Consider the following 18,961-nt stretch of genomic DNA (forward strand, 5'->3'; position numbering starts at 1 on the left):
CAGGCCATGAAGTTGCGGCAGAATCTTTATATCGACGGCGAGTTGTCCCAAGCGCTCGATGCGCTCGCTGCCAAGCCCGGTGCGACCAAAAGCGGCATCGTCAACGATGCACTTACCGCCTGGCTCGCCCGGCGCGGGACCAAGGAGATCGATGATCTGGTGAAAGGCCGGCTCGATCGTATCAGCCGCGAGATTGGCCGGGCGCGGCGCGATATCGACGTGCTGCTCGAGAGTCTGTCGCTGTTCATACGCTACCAGCTCATGGTGACGGCGCCGTTGCCCGAGGCCGATAGCGCGGCGCGCGCGGTCGGTCGCGAGCGCTTCGAGGCGTTCGTGACCCAGGTAGGCCGCCAGATTGCGGGCGGCAAGCGCTCGATCGACACTGACGATCAATCGGAGGTCGCCCTATGACCGGCGTTTTATCTGCAGAACGGCGGCGCGCGATGTTGTGCACGGCGATGGGGCCGACCATCGTTGCAGCGCTCGCTGATCCCCTGACCCAGGAGATCATGGTCAATCCTGATGGTATATTGCGGTTCGACCGCCTCGGTGAGGGCCGTATCGATAGCGGAACGCGCTACGATCCGGCGCAGGTCGAACGCATCATCCGGCTGGTCGCGAGCCATGCCCGCACCGAAGTCCATGCCACATCGCCGATTGTGTCGGCAGAACTGCCGCCGCATGGACAGGGGGCAGGCGAACGCTTCGAAGGCATATTACCGCCGGTCAGTCTCGCGCCCTGCTTCTCGATCCGCAAACCCGCCGCGCGCATCTACACGCTGCTCGATTATGTCGAGGGCGGCATTATGTGCGCCGACGCTGCGCGGATTTTGTCGCTTGGCGTCGTCGAGCGCCAGAATATTCTCGTCGTCGGCGGGACGAGCTCGGGCAAGACCACGCTCGCCAATGCGCTGCTCGACGAGATGGGCACCCTCGACGAGCGGGTCATCCTGATCGAGGACATACGCGAGCTCCAATGTGCAGCGCGCGATGTGGTCGCGCTGCGCACCCGGCCCGGCGTTGTCGCCATGTCCGATCTTGTCCGTTCGACGCTGCGACTGCGCCCCGACCGCATCATCGTCGGCGAGGTGCGCGGCGCCGAGGCGCTCGATATGCTCAAGGCCTGGAACACCGGGCATCCCGGCGGCATCGCGACCGTGCATGCCAATTCGGCGCTTTCGGCGCTCTACCGGATCGAGAGCCTCGTGCAGGAAAGCGTGGTCACGGTGCCGCGGCGACTGATCGCCGAAGCCATCGACATGATCGTCTTCATTTCCGGGCGCGGTCTTGCCCGCCGCGTGTCGGGTCTGGCGCGCGTCGCCGGTCTCGACGCGCAAGGCGGTTATGCGATCGCCGACCTTATCCCCGATTCCAACATCAACACCCAAGGAGAATGACCCATGCGCCTGTCCCGCCTCGATGACCATCGTCCGTTTCTGCTCATAACCGCACTTGGCCTTGCGGTTACTGTGGCCACTAAGGCCCATGCCGCTGGCTCGGGCATGCCCTGGGAAGAGCCGCTCCAGCGGGTGCTTGAATCGGTGCAGGGGCCGGTGGCCAAGATTGTCGCGGTCATCATCATCATCGTCACCGGTCTGACGCTGGCGTTCGGCGAGACCGCTGGCGGCTTTCGCCGTCTGATCCAGATCATCTTCGGGCTGTCGATCGCCTTTGCAGCCTCGAGCTTTTTTCTCTCCTTCTTCAGCTTCGGCGGCGGGGCGCTCATCGCATGACGTGGGTCAGCCACAGCAGGGGCCAGTCCCTCGAAGGCTATGAAGCGCCCTTGCATCGTTCGCTTGCCGAACCGATCCTGCTTGGCGGTGCGCCGCGGGCGATTGCGATCATCAACGGCACGCTCGCCGCCGCGATCGGGCTCGGCTTGCAGCAATGGATCGCCGGCATCGCTTTTTGGGCGATCGGCCACACGCTTGCGGTGTTCGCGGCGAAGCGTGATCCCGATTTCGCGCCCGTTCTCACCCGTCATCTGCGGCAGAAAGGATATCTATCATGCTGAGGCTCGCATGTTGAACTTGGGCGAATATCGCCAGAAGGCGGACAGGCTCGCCGATCATCTGCCCTGGGCGGCGCTGGTTGCACCCGGTGTCCTACTCAACAAGGATGGCAGCTTCCAGCGCACCGCGCTATTCCGCGGTCCCGACCTTGAATCGGCGACCGAAGCCGAACTGGTGTCGGCGTGCGCGCGGGCGAACAATGTCCTCAAACGCTTCGGAACAGGCTGGGCGCTGCATTTTGAAGCCGAACGGCGCGAGGCGCTCGGTTATCCCGCAAGCGATTTCCCCGATGCGGCCTCCTGGCTGGTCGATGAGGAGCGGCGGGCCGGATTTGAAAATGCCGGTGCGCATTTCGAGAGCCGTACCTATCTGACGCTCACCTTCATGCCGCCCGCCGATCAGACGGATCGTGCCGGACGCGCGCTCATCGAACGCAGCGACGATCATAAGGGTCGCGACTGGCGGCAGACGCTCGCCGCCTTTATCGCCGAGAGTGACCGCGCTCTGGATTTGCTGGCGGGGTTCATGGCGCAAGCGCGGGCATTGGACGACGCCGAGACGTTGACCTTCCTCCACGCGAAGATCTCGGACCGCCGTCACGAAATCGCGGTGCCCGACACGCCCCTCTATCTCGACGGATTGCTCGCCGACACAGCCCTGACCGGAGGGCTCGAACCGATGCTGGGCAACCAGCATCTGCGCACGCTGACAATTCTTGGTTTCCCCAATGTCAGCCGCCCCGCGATCCTCGATGCGCTCAATCACCAAAGCTTCGGCTATCGCTGGGTGACGCGCTTTATCGCGCTCGACAAAAGCGATGCCACCAAAGCGCTGACCAAATTACGGCGGCAATGGTTCAACAAGCGCAAATCGGTGACCGCGTTGCTGCGCGAGGTCCTGTATAATCAACCGGCGCAATTGCTCGACAGCGATGCCGACAACAAGATGGTCGATGCCGATCTCGCTTTGCAGGCGCTAGGCGGCGATCATGTCTCTTTCGGTTATCTCACGACAACAATCACCGTGGCAGACACAGATCGGGCGCGCGCCGATGACAAGGTGCGCAGTGTCGAGCGCATCATCAACGGGCTTGGCTTCACGACGATCCGCGAGACTGTCAACGCTGTAGAAGCCTGGCTTGGTTCGCTGCCGGGGCAGGTTTATGCCAATGTCCGGCAGCCGCTCGTCCATACGCTGAACCTTGCCCATCTCATGCCATTGTCCTGTGTTTGGGCGGGGCCTGCGCGCAATACCCATCTCGGCGGTCCGCCGCTGCTCTATGCCGAAACCAGCGGATCGACGCCGTTCCGGCTCGGCACCCATGTCGGCGATGTCGGGCATATGGCTGTCGTCGGGCCGACAGGTGCCGGGAAATCGGTACTGCTTGCGTTGCTTGCGCTCCAGTTCCGGCGCTACCGTCATGCCCAGGTCTATATCTTCGACAAGGGATTTTCAGCGCGCGCTGCGGTGCTGGCGATGGGCGGGGCGCATCATGCGCTCGGACTTGGCGGGGAGGGTGATACGGGCGGCCGCGCGATCGCCTTCCAGCCGCTGCGCCACATCGACCAGCCCGACGAGCGTGCCTGGGCGGCCGAGTGGATCGCCGCGCTGCTCACCCATGAAAAACTCGTCGTGACGCCCGAGATCAAGGAACTGCTTTGGTCGGCGCTGCTGAACCTTGCTAGTGCGCCGGTCGAGGAACGGACATTGACCGGGCTCACGATGCTGCTGCAATCTACCGCGCTGCGGTCGGCGCTCGCGCCCTATACGATTGAAGGGCCTTACGGCAGTCTGCTCGACGCTGCCGAAGATGATCTCGCCATTGCCGACGTCCAATGCTTCGAGACCGAGGCGCTGATGGGGCATGCCGCTGTGGTTGCGCCGGTTCTGACCTATTTGTTCCACCGGCTCGAGGAACGCTTCACCGGTCGGCCAACGCTGCTCATCCTCGATGAAGCCTGGATATTTCTCGACCATCCGCTGTTTGCCGCGCGCATCCGCGAATGGCTCAAAGTCTTGCGCAAACGCAATGTCGCGGTGGTGTTCGCCACCCAGTCACTGGCAGATATTGCGGAATCGACGATCGCGCCTGCGATCATCGAAAGCTGCCCGCAAAGGATCCTGCTTCCCAATGACCGGGCGGTCGAGCCGCAGTCACGCGCGGCCTATGAGCGCTTCGGTCTCAACGACCGCCAGATCGAGCTCGTCAGTCGGGCCACGCCCAAACGGCAATATTATCTCCAATCATCGCGCGGCAACCGCTTGTTCGAATTGGGTTTGGGCCCGATCGCGCTTGCGTTGTGCGGCGCGTCCGACCCCGAGACGCAGAAGCGCATCGATGCGATCCTGAAAGAAACCAGCCCGCTAGGCATCAGATCGTCCGACCCGATCAGATTTGCGCAGCTCTTTCTGGAGAGCTGCGATTTGGGCTGGGCGTCCGGTCTGCTCGGCGATTTTCCAAACCCCCAAGCCCCCCAAGAAGGAGAAATATGATGATCAATGAAGCCCGTAATCCTGTCGCCGCCGCCCTGCTATGCTTGGGCGCCGTTGCTGCCCTTGTCATGGGCGTCGGCATGTCGAGTACGCCGGCATCGGCGCAGATCAGCGTGTTCGATCCCAGCAATTATTCGCAAAACCTGCTCACCGCGGCGCGGACGCTGAGCCAAATCAACAATCAGATAAAGAGTCTTCAGAATGAAGCGCAGATGCTTGTCAATCAAGGCAAAAACCTGAAACGGATTGACTTCCCCGGGCTTGATCAGTTGCGCGAAAAGCTCGCTGACATCGACCGGCTGATGGGGCAGGCAAAAGGAATCGACTTTCGCGTCGAACAACTGGATGCGCGCTATCGCCAGCTCTTCCCCGAAACTCTGGACCAGCTTGTGAATCGCGACCTGCGTGTGGCCGCTGCGAAGCAGCGGCTCGATACGGCGATGGCGTCGTTCCGGCAGACAATGGGGGTCCAAAGCCAGATTGTCGAAAATGTCCGCGACGACGCCCAGACGCTGAGCCAGATCATTGCCACAAGTCAGGGCGCCGAAGGCAGTTTGCAGGCGCAGCAGTCCACCAATCAATTGCTGGCGCTCACAGCCAAGCAGCAATTCCAGATTCAGCAACTGATGGCGGCGCAGTTTCGCGGACAAGCGATCGAGCAGGCGCGGCGCGGACAGATTGAACGCGAAGCGCGCGCATCGACGCGCCGTTTCCTTGGCGACGGCAAGGCCTACACGCCGCGACCATGAGCTAGGGCGGTGCTGTCCCTAGCTCCCGGTCAGCGCCGACCCGTCGCGGGATTCTGAGCGGCTTTTCCTCTCATAGCCGCCGGATCCCGCGACATATTTTGAATTGATTTTTTGCGACAAGGATTTTCGATTTGGGCGACCTCAACGTCATCGACCAATTTATGGACGCGTTCATTCGCTATATCGACAGCGGTTTTGGACTGCTGGGCGGCGACGTCGGATTTCTGACCACGACCCTGATTGGCATCGACATCACGCTCGCCGGGCTCTTCTGGGCGCTCGGCGGTGAGGATGATGTGATCGGAAAGTTCCTCAAGAAAATTCTTTATGTCGGCGCCTTCGCACTGATCCTGAACAGTTTTTCAACATTATCCGAGATCATCTTCCGCTCCTTTGCCGGGCTCGGCCTGACCGCAGGCGGCGGAACCATCACCGCCCACGACCTGCTGATGCCGGGCCGGCTTGCCGGAACCGGATTCGAGGCGGCAGCCCCCTTGCTCGAGCAAGCCGCGGATCTGGTAGGGCCGATCGCCTTCTTCGACAATTTCGTTCAAATCGCCGTGCTGATGATTGCATGGGTGATCGTCATCATTGCCTTCTTCATCCTCGCAATCCAGCTCTTCATCACGATTTTGGAATTTAAGCTCACGAGCCTTGCCGGGTTTGTTCTGGTGCCCTTCGCATTGTGGAACCGGACATCCTTTCTTGCCGAGCGGGTGCTTGGCAATATTGTCAGTTCGGGCGTCAAGGTCATGGTGCTGGCTGTCATCGTCGGCATCGGCTCCAATTATTTTGCCGACTTCACCAGTGCGCTCACCGATGGCGACGTATCGATCGAGCAAGCCGTCTCCTTGATGCTCGCGAGCCTTGCCATGTTCGGACTATCGATTTTCGGTCCCGGCATCGCCTCAGGCCTTGTCGCGGGTGCTCCCCAGCTTGGCGCCGGCGCGGCGGTCGCGACAACCGCCCTCGCTGCTGGCGGGATCGCCATGGGCGGGGCAGGGGCGGTGGCCGCCGTACGCGGTGCTGCCGGTGCCGGACTCGGTGCCATCCGCGCTGGCACCTCGATGGGATCTGCTGCATCCACCGCTTACAAACTCGGTCAGGAAACTTCCGGCTCGACGAGCATAGGAGCTGGGCTTGGCGGCATCGCGGCCGCTGCGCGAGGCACCGCCGCAAAGCATATGGGCGGCAGCCCTATTGGCGCGGCATCCGAGAGCGGCCGCCAAGCGGCCTGGAACGCCGGCACGACGTCGGCGTCGTCTGCATCGACGCGATCATCCACGCCAGCGTCTGGCTCTGGCAGCGACGCCGCGCCCGCCTGGGCCCGCAACCTCCACGCCACACAGACCGCACGGCACCGCCGCCAGATGGCGATTCATACCATTCAAGGGGGCGACAAAGGCGGCGCTTCCGCAACCCCCGATATCAAAGAAAGGGACTGATCTATGCGATTTAAACGCGCAATCCAGCGCTACGGACGGACGCCCGAGCCCGAAACGCCTTATCAGCGCGCCGGACAATTATGGGACGAGCGCATCGGCTCAGCCCGCGTCCAGGCACGCAACTGGCGACTGATGGCCTTTGGTGGGCTGCTGCTCACCACCGGATTGTCCGCAGCGCTCGTTTGGCAGTCGATGCAGAGCCGCGTCGTGCCTTATGTGGTCGAGGTCGATGCGCTCGGCGCGGCGCGCGCCGTAGCGCCCGTGGCGGCGGACTATAAGCCCAGCGATGCACAAATTTCCTGGCATCTTGGGCGCTTCATCTCGAACATCCGGTCGAAATCGCTCGATCCGGTGCTGATGCGCGATAACTGGCTGACGGCCTATGATTTTGCGACCGAAAGGGCAGCGCTTTTTCTCGGTGAATATGCGCGCGCCGTTCATCCGTTCGCCGATATCGGACAGCGAACCACAGCGATCCAGGTGACGAGCGTGGTCCGCGCGTCGGATAGCAGCTTCCAGGTCAAATGGATCGAGAAATCCTATGAACGGGGGAGCCTTTCGGGCACATCGCGCTGGACGGCGATGGTCACGGTCAAGATCCAGCCACCGCGTTCCGCCGACATGCTGCGGAAGAATCCGCTCGGCCTCTATGTCGATGCCATCGACTGGAGCCGCGAGCTCGACACACCTGTTGAACGCTCCAGCGACATCACGCCCGAACGCCGCAAGCGATCAACGCCTACGCGCGTATCGCCGCCGCAGCAGGAGGATCTGGGTCCCATGACGATCCCCTCGGGCTCGCCGCTCGATCCGAATCTCGGGGAAAGCAAACTCCCGCAAAGCCCTGAAAGGACGATATCATGATCCGATCTCTCATTTTGACGATGTGTCTGTCCTCGCTCGCCTTGCCCGTCGCGACCGAAGCGCGTGGAGCCTCCACGCCTTCTGCCCGCGTGGCCGCCGCAAACCGTGCTGCACTGCGCGAGCCGACGAACAACGGCTATGTGAATGCGGTCCAGGTCTACCCCTTTGCCGATGGCATCCTCTATCGCCTCTATGCCGCGCCCGAGCGCGTCACCGATATCGCACTCCAGCCCGGCGAAACGCTCACGTCGGTGGCGGCGGGCGACACGGTGCGCTGGACGGTCGGTGACACGACCAGCGGCAGCGGTGAAGCCAAACGCACCCACATATTGGTGAAGCCCTTTTCAGCGGGGCTTCGGACCAATCTTGTGATTTCTACTGACCGCCGCGTCTATCATCTGGCGCTCGAAAGCACGGCGCGGGCAGCGATGGCGGCGATCAGCTGGACTTACCCGCAGGATGAGCTGATCGCCATTCGGCGTCAGCGCGAAGCGGCAGACGCCGCACGGCCGCTCGCATCAGGTCTCGCGGTGGACAGCCTCAATTTCAACTATGACATATCAGGCGATAAACCGGCATGGCGCCCCTTACGCGCCTTCGACGATGGTCGTCAGACTTATATCCAGTTTGCCCCTACGCTTAGCGTGGGCGAAGCACCGCCCCTATTCGTCATTGGTGAGGGTGGCGAGGCAAGCCTCGTCAATTATCGCGTCGCCGGGCGCTATTATATTGTCGACCGTCTGTTTGCCGCAGCCGAGCTGCGGCTTGGCGGCAAGAAGCAGAAGATTGTCCGTATCACCGCGACGTCTTCCACGCGGGCTGCGCCGAAGCGGAGGAGGGGCTTGTGAAAGAGATCGAGTCCAAGCCCGATGATGGGGAATCCGCCGACATCGCCTCGAAAGCGCCCCCCAAAGCCGATCCGGAAACGCTTGTTCTTCGGGCAAGTCCGGCACGGGTGACGCGATTTAAACGCGGGACGATCATCATGATCGCCGCGATCGGTACGACAGCGCTCGCCGGTGTCACCTGGTTCGCACTCAAGTCCACTGTGATGGACGTGATACTAACAGACCGAGACCCCGTCCAGCTCCCGACCAAGGCCTCCTCCGAGGTGCTGGCGGACGCGCCGACCAGTTATGATGCCATACCGCAACTGGGTTCGCCGCTTCCTGGTGATCTTGGTAAGCCTATCCTCGACCATCAGCGCGCAATGGCAATGGCAGAGCAGCCCGATCCCGCAGCCGAAGCGGCAACCCGGGCAGTCCAGGAAGCTGAGGCAGAGCGACAACGTGTCGCTGCTGAACGGCGCTCCGCGCGCGAATCCGGCGTCATGCTGCAACTGGCATCTGGTGCCGTTAACTCCGCGCCGTCGACGGTCATTTCGGCCCGGACGGCCGCGGATAATCTGGTGCCAGCATCGAACGACGCGCCTGATCCCAACGGACAGAAGCGGAAGAATGCGCTTGTAGGTCGCACCAGTGACGATGTTGATTTCAATCCGCATGTGCTGCGCGACCCCGAGTCACCCTGGACCCTCCAGGCGGGTAGCATTATTGCCGCGAGCCTGATCACGGGTTTAAACTCAGACCTTCCGGGACTGGTGACGGCCCAAGTCACCGAAAATGCCTATGACAGTGTGACGGGGCAGACCTTGCTCATCCCGCAGGGTTCGCGGTTGATCGGCAGCTATGACAGCGTTGTAGCGTTCGGACAGAGTCGGGCGCTGGTCGTCTGGCAGCGTATCATTCTGCCCGACGGCGCATCGATCCGCATCGACAATGTACCGTCAACCGACACCCAGGGCTATGCGGGTTTGTCCGATCGGATTGATCGCCACACATGGCAGCTCCTGAAAGGCGTCGCGCTATCGACATTGCTCGGCGTTGGAACCGAAGTGGGTTGGGGAAATAGTGAAAGCGATCTCGTACGCGCGATCCGTCAGTCCACGCAGCAGAGCGGAGCGAGGGCAGGGGATCAACTGGTTGTGAGAAATCTCGATGTGCAGCCGACGCTAAAAGTGCGCCCCGGTTGGCCGCTCAGAATCGTTGTTCACAAGGATTTAGTGCTGAGGCCATGGATAAGGACGGACCAATGACCGCGCCACTCCTCAAACTTTCACGCCTGCCTGACCGCACGCCGGCAAAACTGACAATTATATTGACCCCGGATCTTAAGGCCGCGTTGGACGATTATGCCACATTATACGAAAACGTTTATGGGAAAGCTGAGAGCGTTGCGCATATCATTCCCGCCATGCTCGAGTGCTTCCTTGCAAGCGACCGTGCCTTCGCAGCAGCGCGCAAGAACATGAGCTAGTCGTCTTGATTGTTGTGACGCGCGGCACGGCTGTTCATAACAATTATCTCATTCCGCTAGGTTGCCACGACTGATGCTAGGCGACTCAAACAGATTTAGAAGCGGATGCTTCCTGTCTGGGGATTAAGACCTGCCAAATTTTCCTATTCTTGCAGCTCCAAAGGCTGGATGGATGATCTGCGCGCCGTTGCGAAGTTGTTCGAGATAATTCGACCACCATTGTGCCATTTCGACGCGCTCATTCCAGTGAGAACCGCGGTGATAGGCGGCACGAACGCGATCGGGTTCAGCATGAGCGAGGGAGCGCTCGATTGCGTCGGGGTGCCATAGCCCCGACTCGTTGAGCAAGGTGCTCGCCAGGGCGCGGAAGCCGTGCGAGGTCATCTCTTCCTTGGTATAGCCAAGTCGTCGCAACGCCGTGTTAAGCGTGCCGTCGCACATTGGCCGTTGGCTGCTGTGATAAGCCGGAAACAGATATTTACTCGAATTTTCCAACGACCTTAATTCTTTAAGAAGCGTGATTGTCTGTAAGGACAGTGGAACGGCATGAGGGACCTTCATCTTCATGCGTTCGGCAGGGATGCGCCAAACGGCCGCCTCATAATCAATTTCCTTCCATTCGCCTTTGCGCAGTTCGCCTGGCCGCAAATAGACATGCGGCATGAGTTGAAGCGCGAGTCGCGTTTCGGGGCGACCTTGATAATCCTCGATCGCACGAAGAAGGCAGCCAACCTCGTCCGGCTCTATAATAGCTGCATAATGCTTGCGCTTCGGGGAGGTGAGCGCGCCTCGCAACACGTCGGCGGGATTGTGCTCGGCACGTAGCGTCGCGATCGCGTAACGGAAGACACGGCAGGCGAAAGCCCGCGTGCGTTGCGCTGTCTCATGGAGACCGCGGCGTTCGAGTCGTTGGAGTGCCGCGAGAAGTTGGTGGGGCGACACTGTTCCGACCGGCATTCGGCCGATTTCAACGCCAAGCAGGTCTCGGCACCAGCGCGCTTTTTTTAAAGTCGCCGGACGGCGGCCCTCACGCTCCATTTTTGCAATATATTCGTCAGCCACTATGCGAAAAGTGTTCGCGGCCAAGAGTTCGGCCTCGAGCTTCGCCTGACGCATCTCTATATAAGTGTCGATGCCGTCCTCAAGTTTCGCTCGGGCTTCGTCGCGCTTGTCGCGAGCCTGCTTGAGCGAGACGTCGGGGAAGCGGCCAAGCGAAATCTTCCGCTCGACGCCATGGGCGCGATATTTGAGGCGCCAAAGCAAGGCGCCTGATGGTTGCACGAGTAGAAACAGACCTCTGCAGTCGCTGACCTTGTATGGTTTATCTTTGGGCTTGAGAGAGCGGATACGAGTTACGGATAACATTTGGGGCCACCAGATGCGTTTGAGGATGGTCCCCCTCTATGTGGTCCCAAATTGCCGAGTTACCATGAGACAAAGTGAGAACATGTTGGACGACCGATATCCAATTGTACCAGCTTTTCTGCGGGTTATCGAGCAAAAACAGATAGGTTTTAAATTGCAACTGGTGCCGACTGTCGGACTCGAACCGACGACCTACCGCTTACAAGGCGGTTGCTCTACCAGCTGAGCTAAGTCGGCATCATCGCCGCGCCATTTGCTTTAATTTACGCCAAAGGTCCAGCCCTCGGTTTGTGCAATCGTATCGGTGAGCAGAGGTGGCGACCATAGGACGCTATCGTCGGCGACGTTGCGCAGCCATGCCGCGGTGAGGATGGCGTCGCTGCTATGGTCGCTGATCGGCCCGCGATGACCCGCAGGCGGCGAGCCGAGGACGGCTAGGGCCGTGTCGAGCATCTGGCCGTCGCGGATCTTGCTGCGTCCTGCTGCCACACCTGCGGCGCGTGCGGCCATGCTGGTATAGATTTCCACCATTACAGGGCCGGATGCGGGCAGGGGATCGAACGGCCAGACGGCAAACACCGGGCTCAACCGGTGGAGCAGGCGCATCCCCGACAGGCTGGCCTTGCCGACCTGTCCCGCGCCGACAAGGTTGAAATTGCTCCAGCTATTCGCCTGTTTGGTTGCGCGCTGGTGATGCTCGACCTGGCGCAATCGACCGATGCCGGTGCCGAACAAATCACCGACATCGTCGCGGCTATGGCGGAAATGGCGGTGCGCTTCGGGATGAGCGAGAAAGGAGCCGCATTCGAAATGCGGATCACGCGCCGTCAATCGCTCGACCAGCGCCCAGAGCGTGCGTGCATCGGCGGGGCTGTCGCTCCATTGGGGAAAATAGACCCCGCAGTCGGCAAAGGCAAAGGACGCCGAGAAATCGACGCCGACCAATATGTCGGTGTGATCAAGGGCAAGTTGCTGCAACCATTCAAGTATCTCGGCCCGCGACCAACGATGCCCCGCTCGCAATAGCTGGGGCGCACCAGCGCCGGTCGCCCCGGCAACGGCAATTCCGGGCTGGCGTTCGCCGCGGGCGCCCGACCAGTCGATACAGGCATGATGGGAAAAGTGACGCATATTTGCCGCATAGCCGCCCGATGTGGCTTGCACAAAGGGCGACGGCATCCCACATGACGCCCATGCTTATCGAAACCGAATCTACGCCCAACCCTGCGACGCTCAAATTCCTGCCCGGTCGGGCGGTGATGGAGGCGGGAACGCGCGACTTTGCAACACCCGAAGAGGCAGAGGCCTCGCCGCTCGCCACCGCATTGTTCAATCTTGGCGATGTCACCGGCGTCTTTTTTGGCCGCGACTTTATTTCGGTGACCGCTGCCCCCGGTGTTTCCTGGCCCGACCTCAAGCCCGATGTGCTGGGCATAGTGATGGACCATTTTTTGGCCGACATGCCATTGTTAAACGCGGGCAGCGCGGCTGGGATCAGCGTTCCGGCAGAAAGTGACGGGCTGACAGATGATCCTGAAGACGCCGACATCATCGACCAGATCAAGGAACTTATCGAAACCCGCGTCCGCCCGGCGGTTGCCAATGACGGCGGCGACATCATTTATCGCGGTTTCGACAAGGGCAATGTTTACCTCAAGATGCAGGGTGCCTGTGCGGGTTGCCCCTCTTCAACAGCGACGCTCAAAAACGGTATTGAATCGCTGCTGAAACATTATGTTCCCGAAGTGACGGCTGTCCACGCCGTCTGACCCATCCCCGTTTCAGGAGAGTGACCCGATGAGCGAGCCGCTGGACGACCGCGCCCTTGACCAATTGTTCCGCACTGCGCGGACCTATAATGGGTATCTCGACAAACCGGTGTCGCAGGATCAGCTCACTGCGATCTGGGATGTGATGAAGTTCGGCCCGACCAGCGCCAACTGCCTGCCTGCGCGCATCATCTGGTGCGTCAGTGATGAGGCGAAGCAAAAGCTGGCACCGCTGACCATGCCCGCCAATGGCGAAAAAATCCTGAAAGCGCCGGTCACGGCGATCATCGGCATGGACCATGAGTTCTACAATCATCTGCCCGACCTGTTTCCGCACACCGATGCGAAAAGCTGGTTTGATGGCAATGCCGAGCTGGCCAAGACGACAGCCTTTCGCAATTCCAGTCTTCAGGGCGCTTATTTCATCCTTGCGGCGCGCGCACTGGGGCTCGACACCGGGCCGATGTCGGGGTTCAGCAATGACGCCGTCGACGCGGCCTTTTTTGCCGACCAACCCAGCGTGAAGAGCAATTTTATCGCGACGCTTGGCTATGGCGATCCGGCCTCGATCTTCGAGCGCAGCCCGCGTCCCGACTTCGACCGCTTCAACCGTATCGCCTGACATGCGCCGCCTCGTCATTGATTCGGCGAGCGAGGCTTGTTCGGTCGCGCTCGTTGATTCGCAGCAAGTGTTGGATTTTCGCCACGAGATTATCGGCCGAGGTCATGCTGAACGGCTTGTGCCCTTGATCGCTGAACTGGAAGAGGGCGGCCGCGCGGATCGCATCCTTGTCGGCTGCGGCCCGGGCAGTTTTGCCGGGGTTCGGATCGGGGTCGCCGCGGCGCGGGCGCTGGGGCTGGGATGGGGCGTTCCGGTGCGCGGCTTTTCGACGCTGGCGCTCGTCGCGGCGGGCGCCGCCGATGCCGTTGCAGCCGCCGATGGAGCGCTGGTCGTGATGGAGGGTGGGCATGGCCAATGGTTCGTTCAGCCATTCGGCGCCGACCTTTCCCCACTGGCCCCTTTGCAGTCGTGCGTGCCCGAAGAGGCGATTGCCGAAAGCGGGGCGCTCATCATCGGTAACCGGGCACAGGCCTTTGTCGAGCGGCGCGGCTTTGGTCAGCTGCTCGAAGCCCTGCCCGATGCCAGATCGCTGCTTCGCTTGCCCGATACGGCGCTCGATGGCGACCCCAGCCCGACCTATGGTCGCGCGCCCGATGCCAAGCCGATGGCGGGAAGCCCTGGATTGCGCGAGGCATGACCGGCACCATCACGCTTTCGACGGCCAATGTCGGCGATTTTTCCGCGATCATGCGCGTCATGGATTCGGCCTTTGATCCCGCCTTTGGCGAAGCTTGGTCGCGGGCTCAACTCCTTACGCTTTTTGCTTTGCCGTCGTCGCGGTTGCGGCTGGCCTGGGTCGACAAACAGGTCTTCGGTTTCTCTGCAACACGCATTGCTGGCCCGGAAAGCGAGTTGTTGTTGCTTGCGGTCGACCCGTCGGCACGCGGCAAAGGTCTGGCTAAGCTATTGATAGAAGATTGGAAGTCATGGGCGCACGATCATGGTGCGGAAGATCTTTTCCTCGAAATGCGCGCCGATAATGATGCGATTTTTCTATATAATCGATGCGGTTTTTCGGAATGCGGAAGAAGAAGTGACTATTATAAAGGTGCTGACGGAAAAGTGCGTGACGCAATAACCATGCGTTTGTCTTAAATAGGAGCAGTTGGGCAGACAAAGGCATTGCAACCTGCTATAGAAATCGGCAGGAATTTCCTGCGTGCGCAGAATTCCCTGTAAAATATAAAATTTGCTTCGCGCAGTGGGTCTCAAACTAAAAGGATGTGATGATGTCGGACCAAGCCGATACAGCAGAAATGCTGGTAACCCTAACAGCAGACATTGTTGCTGCACATGTCAGTAACAACAGCGTTGCGATTTCTGATTTGTCTCTTTTGATCAATAATGTTCACACAGCACTGGCGTCGCTGGGTGCCGAGGAAAAAGAGCCGGAAAAACCTGTTCCCGCGGTATCCATCCGTTCGTCGATCAAGCCCGACCATATTGTCTGTCTGGAAGACGGCAAAAAGCTGAAAATGCTGCGCCGCCACCTGATGACGCATTATGGCATGACGCCCGACGATTATCGCGCAAAATGGGGGCTGCCCGCCGATTATCCGATGGTCGCGCCCGAATATGCCGAAAAGCGGCGCGTGTTGGCCAAGCAAATCGGGCTTGGCACCAAAGGACGCGGCGGTGGTCGCAAAAAGAAAAAAGCCTGACCGTCTTTTGGCCTGAATTGAAACAAGGGCGACGCCGCATGGTGTCGCCCTTGTTCTATGTGCGCGGGCACCATATAACAGGACAGAGTATCGCAGCACCTTTGGAAAGGCCTGAATGACCGGTAACATCGATCTCGAAGCCCTGTGCAATGAAAAGGGACTGCGCATCACCGAACAGCGCCGCATCATCGCGCGCGTCATTTCGGATTCGGCGGACCATCCCGATGTCGAAACGCTGTATGAACGCGCATCGGCGGTCGACAGCGGCATTTCGATCGCCACGGTCTATCGTACTGTCCGCTTGTTCGAAGAGGCGGGGATTCTCGACCGGCATGATTTCGGTGACGGTCGTTCGCGCTATGAAGCCGCGCCCGAGGCGCACCATGACCATCTGATCGACGTCGAAACGGGCAAGGTGATCGAATTCGTCGATCCCGAACTCGAAGCGTTGCAAAAGGTTATCGCCGAACGGCTGGGCTATCGTCTCGTCGATCATCGCATGGAGCTTTATGGTGTCTCCCTCGATCGCAAGCGCGACTAGACCGTCTGCCCTGAACTGGCGCGCAGCAATCCGGCTTGCCGCGATGGCGCTTGTGTTGCTGTTCCTGATCGTTCCGCACCTTTGTTACCGCGCCGTGGGCCGACCGTCGCCGATGGTGATGGCGTTTCTGAACGCGGTCGGATGGATCGCCGGACTGCGGGTGGCCACCACCGGCACGCGATTAAAGCGTGACGTGTTGTTCGCCTCCAACCATGTCAGCTGGCTCGACATATTGGCGCTTGGCGGCGCGGCGCGCGCGGCCTTTGTCGCCAAAGCAGAAGTGGAAACCACGCCGCTTATCGGCTGGCTAGCCGACCAGAACCGCACCATCTATGTTCAGCGAGACGCCAAGCGTCAGGTGAAAGCGCAGGCCCATTCGCTGCGTGACGAACTGGAACGCGGATTTCCCGTGACCCTGTTTCCCGAAGCAACGACCGGCACCGGTGAGGGGCTGCTCCCCTTTCGCCCAGCGCTGTTTCAGGCGGTGTCTCCGCCGCCAGAGGGCGTGCGTATCCAACCGGTCTATCTGGAATATGCCGAGGCTGCTGACATCAGCTGGCAGGACCCCGAAGATGGCGTCAGCAATTTTAAGCGGTTGATGGGGCGGTCGCGCGGGATTGACCTTATCATCCATTATCTGGACGTTCTGCCCGTAACGCAGACCGAGGATCGCAAGGAAATTTCCGAATCCTGCCGTGCCGCGATAGCGCAAAAAATGGCAGAGCTCACCCGCTCTTCCTCTGCGTCCGCGAAGCGCCTATAGCGCCGCCCATGACAGCGACTCCTCCCAAAAAATTCCATATCAAATCCTTTGGCTGCCAGATGAATGTCTATGATGGCGATCGCATGGCCGAAATGTTTGAACAGGACGGCATGGTCGCGGCAGGGCCGGGCGAAGACCCCGATCTGGTCGTTCTCAACACCTGCCACATCCGCGAAAAAGCTGTCGACAAGGTTTATTCGGACATCGGGCGGCTGAAACGCGACGATGGCTCGCGCCCGACAATTGCCGTCGCCGGCTGCATTGCACAGGCCGAAGGCGCGGAAATCATCCGCCGCGCCCCGACCGTCGATGTTGTTGTCGGCCCGCAAGCCTATCACCGCCTGCCCGACATGCTGGCAAGGGTCGCAAAGGGCGAAAAGCCCGTCGATCTGGATATGCCCGCCGCGTCGAAATTTGCCGCGCTCCCCAAACGCGGCGCAGGTCAGCGCCCCACCGCCTTTTTGACGGTGCAAGAAGGCTGCGACAAATTCTGCACCTATTGCGTCGTTCCCTACACCCGTGGCGCTGAAATCAGCCGTCCATTCGCCGATCTGATCGCCGAGGCACGCAGTCTGGTCGCGGGTGGCGCGCGCGAAATCACGTTGCTGGGGCAGAATGTGAACGCATGGGACGGCGAAGATGACCATGGCCGCGCCGTTGGTCTCGACGGCCTGATCCGCGCGCTGGCCGACGAGGACGGGCTTGAGCGCATCCGCTATATGACCAGCCACCCCAACGACATGACCGACGGGTTGATCGCCGCGCATGGTGACGTGCCCGAACTCATGCCTTTTTTGCATTTGCCGGTGCAGTCGGGCTGCGACCGCATCCTCGCCGCGATGAACCGCAGCCATAGCGTCGACAGTTATTTGCGCATCATCGACCGCGTCCGCACCGCTCGCCCGGACATTGCGATTTCGGGCGATTTCATCGTCGGTTTTCCCGGCGAGAGCGATGGGGATTTCGAGGCCACGCTCGATATCATCCGCGCCACCGGCTATGCGCAGGCCTACAGCTTCAAATATTCGCGCCGCCCCGGTACCCCCGCCGCGACGATGGACGATCAGATCGCGCCAGAGGTGATGGACGAGCGGCTGCAACGGCTTCAGGCGCTGATCAACGAACAGCAGGCCGCGTTCAACGCCGCAACACTGGGCAAAACGACGCGGCTCTTGCTCGAACGCAAAGGCAAGCTGGAGGGGCAGCTCATCGGTAAATCGCCGTGGCTGCAATCGGTGCATGTCATCGCGCCCGGTCTTGCCATTGGTGATATGGTCGACGTTCACATTAACTCGGCGGGGCCGAACAGTCTGGGAGCGGAAGTGCGTATGGCGGAAATGGCCTGATGTCGAAACGCCCCCAAAATGCAGAGCCAGCGATCCCCGCGACCCCTGGCGACCGCGTCCAGCTAGAGGAAGATTTCGAACGCGCCCAGTTGCTCGGCCCGCTGTTCGGCGAATTTGACCGCAACCTTGTCGCCATCGAAAACCGCCTCGGCGTCTATATTTCGGCGCGCGGCAATCGCGTGCAGATAGAGGGGGAGGCCGAAGCGGCGGCGCGCGCACGGGATGTGCTGACCGGCCTGTATAACCGGCTTGAAAAGGGCGAAGAGATTGACGCGGGCATGGTCGACGCCGTGATCGCCCTGTCGGCGCAACCAACCCTTGATGGCATTATCCGCCACGAAAAAACAGAGCGTCCGGCGGTGATGATCCGCACCCGCAAAAAGACTATTGTGCCGCGCTCGCCCGCCCAAATCCCCTATATGCAATCACTGGCCCGCGACGAGGTCATCTTTGCTCTCGGTCCCGCAGGGACGGGCAAAACCTATCTGGCGGTGGCGCAGGCGGTGGCGCAGCTGATTACCGGCAGCGTCCAGCGGCTCATCCTGTCGCGTCCGGCGGTTGAGGCGGGCGAACGGCTCGGCTTCCTGCCCGGCGATATGAAGGAGAAGGTCGATCCTTATCTGCGCCCGCTTTACGATGCGCTCTATGACTGCCTGCCCGCCGAGCAGGTCGAGCGGCGGATTGCCAGCGGAGAGATTGAAATTGCGCCCTTGGCCTTCATGCGCGGGCGCACGCTGGCCGACGCCTTCATCATCCTCGACGAGGCGCAAAACACCTCGATCCCGCAGATGAAGATGTTCCTCACTCGCTTTGGCATGAACAGCCGCATGGTCGTGTGCGGCGATCCCAAACAGGTCGATCTTCCCATCCCCGCCACCTCGGGTCTCGCCGACGCGGTTAGCCGCCTAGAGGGCGTCGAAGGCGTCGCCGTCACCCGCTTCACCGCCGCCGACGTCGTCCGCCACCCCATCGTCGGCCGGATCGTCGAAGCCTATGAGGGCGAGGGGGCGTAGGC

Annotated in this window: 22 protein-coding genes and 1 tRNA gene; 20 read left to right on the top strand and 3 right to left on the bottom strand. The window is 60.8% G+C overall.

The window, feature by feature from the left end; genetic code table 11:
* Nucleotides 1–6 precede the first annotated feature (6 nt).
* From ACR3XE_RS05050 to ACR3XE_RS05100, 11 genes are all read left to right on the top strand, one after another.
* Complete coding sequence (locus ACR3XE_RS05050) at nt 7–411, top strand: CopG family transcriptional regulator (protein ID WP_473698693.1); 405 nt, start codon at nt 7–9, stop codon at nt 409–411.
* Nucleotides 408–1,397 carry a P-type conjugative transfer ATPase TrbB gene (trbB, locus tag ACR3XE_RS05055; protein WP_473698692.1) on the top strand — a complete coding sequence of 330 codons (990 nt, stop codon included), beginning with the start codon at nt 408–410 and terminating at the stop codon, nt 1,395–1,397. Before ACR3XE_RS05050 ends, trbB begins: the two co-directional genes overlap by 4 nt.
* A 3-nt stretch (nt 1,398–1,400) precedes the next feature.
* Nucleotides 1,401–1,733, top strand: coding sequence for a TrbC/VirB2 family type IV secretion system protein (locus tag ACR3XE_RS05060; protein WP_486185953.1), 333 nt, complete (start codon nt 1,401–1,403; stop codon nt 1,731–1,733).
* Nucleotides 1,730–2,014 (top strand): VirB3 family type IV secretion system protein, encoded by a 285-nt coding sequence (locus ACR3XE_RS05065; protein ID WP_473698691.1) that lies wholly within the window; start codon nt 1,730–1,732, stop codon nt 2,012–2,014. The genes ACR3XE_RS05060 and ACR3XE_RS05065 overlap by 4 nt, the downstream gene beginning before the upstream one ends.
* A 7-nt stretch (nt 2,015–2,021) precedes the next feature.
* Nucleotides 2,022–4,505 (top strand): conjugal transfer protein TrbE, encoded by a 2,484-nt coding sequence (gene trbE, locus ACR3XE_RS05070; RefSeq protein WP_473698690.1) that lies wholly within the window; start codon nt 2,022–2,024, stop codon nt 4,503–4,505.
* Nucleotides 4,502–5,254, top strand: coding sequence for a P-type conjugative transfer protein TrbJ (gene trbJ, locus ACR3XE_RS05075; protein WP_473698689.1), 753 nt, complete (start codon nt 4,502–4,504; stop codon nt 5,252–5,254). The genes trbE and trbJ overlap by 4 nt, the downstream gene beginning before the upstream one ends.
* A gap of 131 nt (nt 5,255–5,385) precedes the next feature.
* The gene (trbL, locus tag ACR3XE_RS05080; protein WP_473698688.1) at nt 5,386–6,699 is read left to right on the top strand and encodes a P-type conjugative transfer protein TrbL; all 1,314 of its coding nucleotides are present in this window, start codon (nt 5,386–5,388) and stop codon (nt 6,697–6,699) included.
* A 3-nt stretch (nt 6,700–6,702) separates the two neighbouring features.
* Entirely contained in the window at nt 6,703–7,563 is an 861-nt protein-coding gene (gene trbF, locus ACR3XE_RS05085) for a conjugal transfer protein TrbF (protein ID WP_473698687.1), read from the top strand.
* Nucleotides 7,560–8,411 (top strand): P-type conjugative transfer protein TrbG, encoded by an 852-nt coding sequence (gene trbG / locus ACR3XE_RS05090; RefSeq protein ID WP_473698686.1) that lies wholly within the window; start codon nt 7,560–7,562, stop codon nt 8,409–8,411. Before trbF ends, trbG begins: the two co-directional genes overlap by 4 nt.
* Nucleotides 8,408–9,658: a TraB/TrbI/VirB10 family type IV secretion system protein gene (locus ACR3XE_RS05095; protein WP_473698685.1), complete on the top strand. Its 1,251-nt coding sequence runs from the start codon at nt 8,408–8,410 to the stop codon at nt 9,656–9,658. Before trbG ends, ACR3XE_RS05095 begins: the two co-directional genes overlap by 4 nt.
* Entirely contained in the window at nt 9,655–9,879 is a 225-nt protein-coding gene (locus ACR3XE_RS05100) for a DUF2274 domain-containing protein (protein WP_473698684.1), read from the top strand. Before ACR3XE_RS05095 ends, ACR3XE_RS05100 begins: the two co-directional genes overlap by 4 nt.
* Nucleotides 9,880–10,002: 123 nt before the next feature.
* Here the strand turns inward: ACR3XE_RS05100 and ACR3XE_RS05105 are convergent, their stop codons facing one another.
* From ACR3XE_RS05105 to ACR3XE_RS05115, 3 genes are all read right to left on the bottom strand, one after another.
* Nucleotides 10,003–11,244: a tyrosine-type recombinase/integrase gene (locus ACR3XE_RS05105; protein WP_473698683.1), complete on the bottom strand. Its 1,242-nt coding sequence runs from the start codon at nt 11,242–11,244 to the stop codon at nt 10,003–10,005.
* 161 nt (nt 11,245–11,405) lie between these two features.
* Nucleotides 11,406–11,481 (bottom strand) — tRNA-Thr (locus ACR3XE_RS05110).
* A gap of 21 nt (nt 11,482–11,502) precedes the next feature.
* The gene (locus tag ACR3XE_RS05115) at nt 11,503–12,375 is read right to left on the bottom strand and encodes a hypothetical protein (RefSeq protein WP_473698682.1); all 873 of its coding nucleotides are present in this window, start codon (nt 12,373–12,375) and stop codon (nt 11,503–11,505) included.
* Nucleotides 12,376–12,437: 62 nt separating this feature from the next.
* Here ACR3XE_RS05115 and ACR3XE_RS05120 point away from each other — a divergent pair, with 62 nt between their 5' ends.
* The 9 genes from ACR3XE_RS05120 to ACR3XE_RS05160 all read left to right on the top strand — a co-directional run bounded on the left by ACR3XE_RS05120 (nt 12,438) and on the right by ACR3XE_RS05160 (nt 18,959).
* The gene (locus ACR3XE_RS05120) at nt 12,438–13,013 is read left to right on the top strand and encodes a NifU family protein (RefSeq protein ID WP_473700363.1); all 576 of its coding nucleotides are present in this window, start codon (nt 12,438–12,440) and stop codon (nt 13,011–13,013) included.
* Between the two features lie 28 nt (nt 13,014–13,041).
* Complete coding sequence (locus tag ACR3XE_RS05125; protein ID WP_473698681.1) at nt 13,042–13,635, top strand: malonic semialdehyde reductase; 594 nt, start codon at nt 13,042–13,044, stop codon at nt 13,633–13,635.
* A gap of 1 nt (nt 13,636) precedes the next feature.
* Nucleotides 13,637–14,272: a tRNA (adenosine(37)-N6)-threonylcarbamoyltransferase complex dimerization subunit type 1 TsaB gene (tsaB, locus tag ACR3XE_RS05130; RefSeq protein WP_486185954.1), complete on the top strand. Its 636-nt coding sequence runs from the start codon at nt 13,637–13,639 to the stop codon at nt 14,270–14,272.
* Nucleotides 14,269–14,730 (top strand): GNAT family N-acetyltransferase, encoded by a 462-nt coding sequence (locus ACR3XE_RS05135; RefSeq protein WP_473698679.1) that lies wholly within the window; start codon nt 14,269–14,271, stop codon nt 14,728–14,730. Before tsaB ends, ACR3XE_RS05135 begins: the two co-directional genes overlap by 4 nt.
* A gap of 134 nt (nt 14,731–14,864) precedes the next feature.
* Nucleotides 14,865–15,296, top strand: coding sequence for a Ros/MucR family transcriptional regulator (locus ACR3XE_RS05140; protein WP_486186015.1), 432 nt, complete (start codon nt 14,865–14,867; stop codon nt 15,294–15,296).
* Between the two features lie 115 nt (nt 15,297–15,411).
* A complete protein-coding gene (locus ACR3XE_RS05145; RefSeq protein ID WP_486185955.1) occupies nt 15,412–15,837 on the top strand; it encodes a Fur family transcriptional regulator in 426 nt (141 codons plus the stop codon).
* Nucleotides 15,806–16,600: a lysophospholipid acyltransferase family protein gene (locus tag ACR3XE_RS05150; protein ID WP_473698677.1), complete on the top strand. Its 795-nt coding sequence runs from the start codon at nt 15,806–15,808 to the stop codon at nt 16,598–16,600. The genes ACR3XE_RS05145 and ACR3XE_RS05150 overlap by 32 nt, the downstream gene beginning before the upstream one ends.
* 8 nt (nt 16,601–16,608) lie before the next feature.
* Nucleotides 16,609–17,946, top strand: a complete 1,338-nt coding sequence (gene miaB, locus ACR3XE_RS05155; protein ID WP_486185956.1) for a tRNA (N6-isopentenyl adenosine(37)-C2)-methylthiotransferase MiaB — start codon at nt 16,609–16,611, stop codon at nt 17,944–17,946.
* Nucleotides 17,946–18,959 (top strand): PhoH family protein, encoded by a 1,014-nt coding sequence (locus ACR3XE_RS05160; RefSeq protein ID WP_473698676.1) that lies wholly within the window; start codon nt 17,946–17,948, stop codon nt 18,957–18,959. Before miaB ends, ACR3XE_RS05160 begins: the two co-directional genes overlap by 1 nt.
* Nucleotides 18,960–18,961 lie beyond the last annotated feature (2 nt).

This window comes from Sphingopyxis sp. 10G20-10 (genome assembly GCF_057365075.1).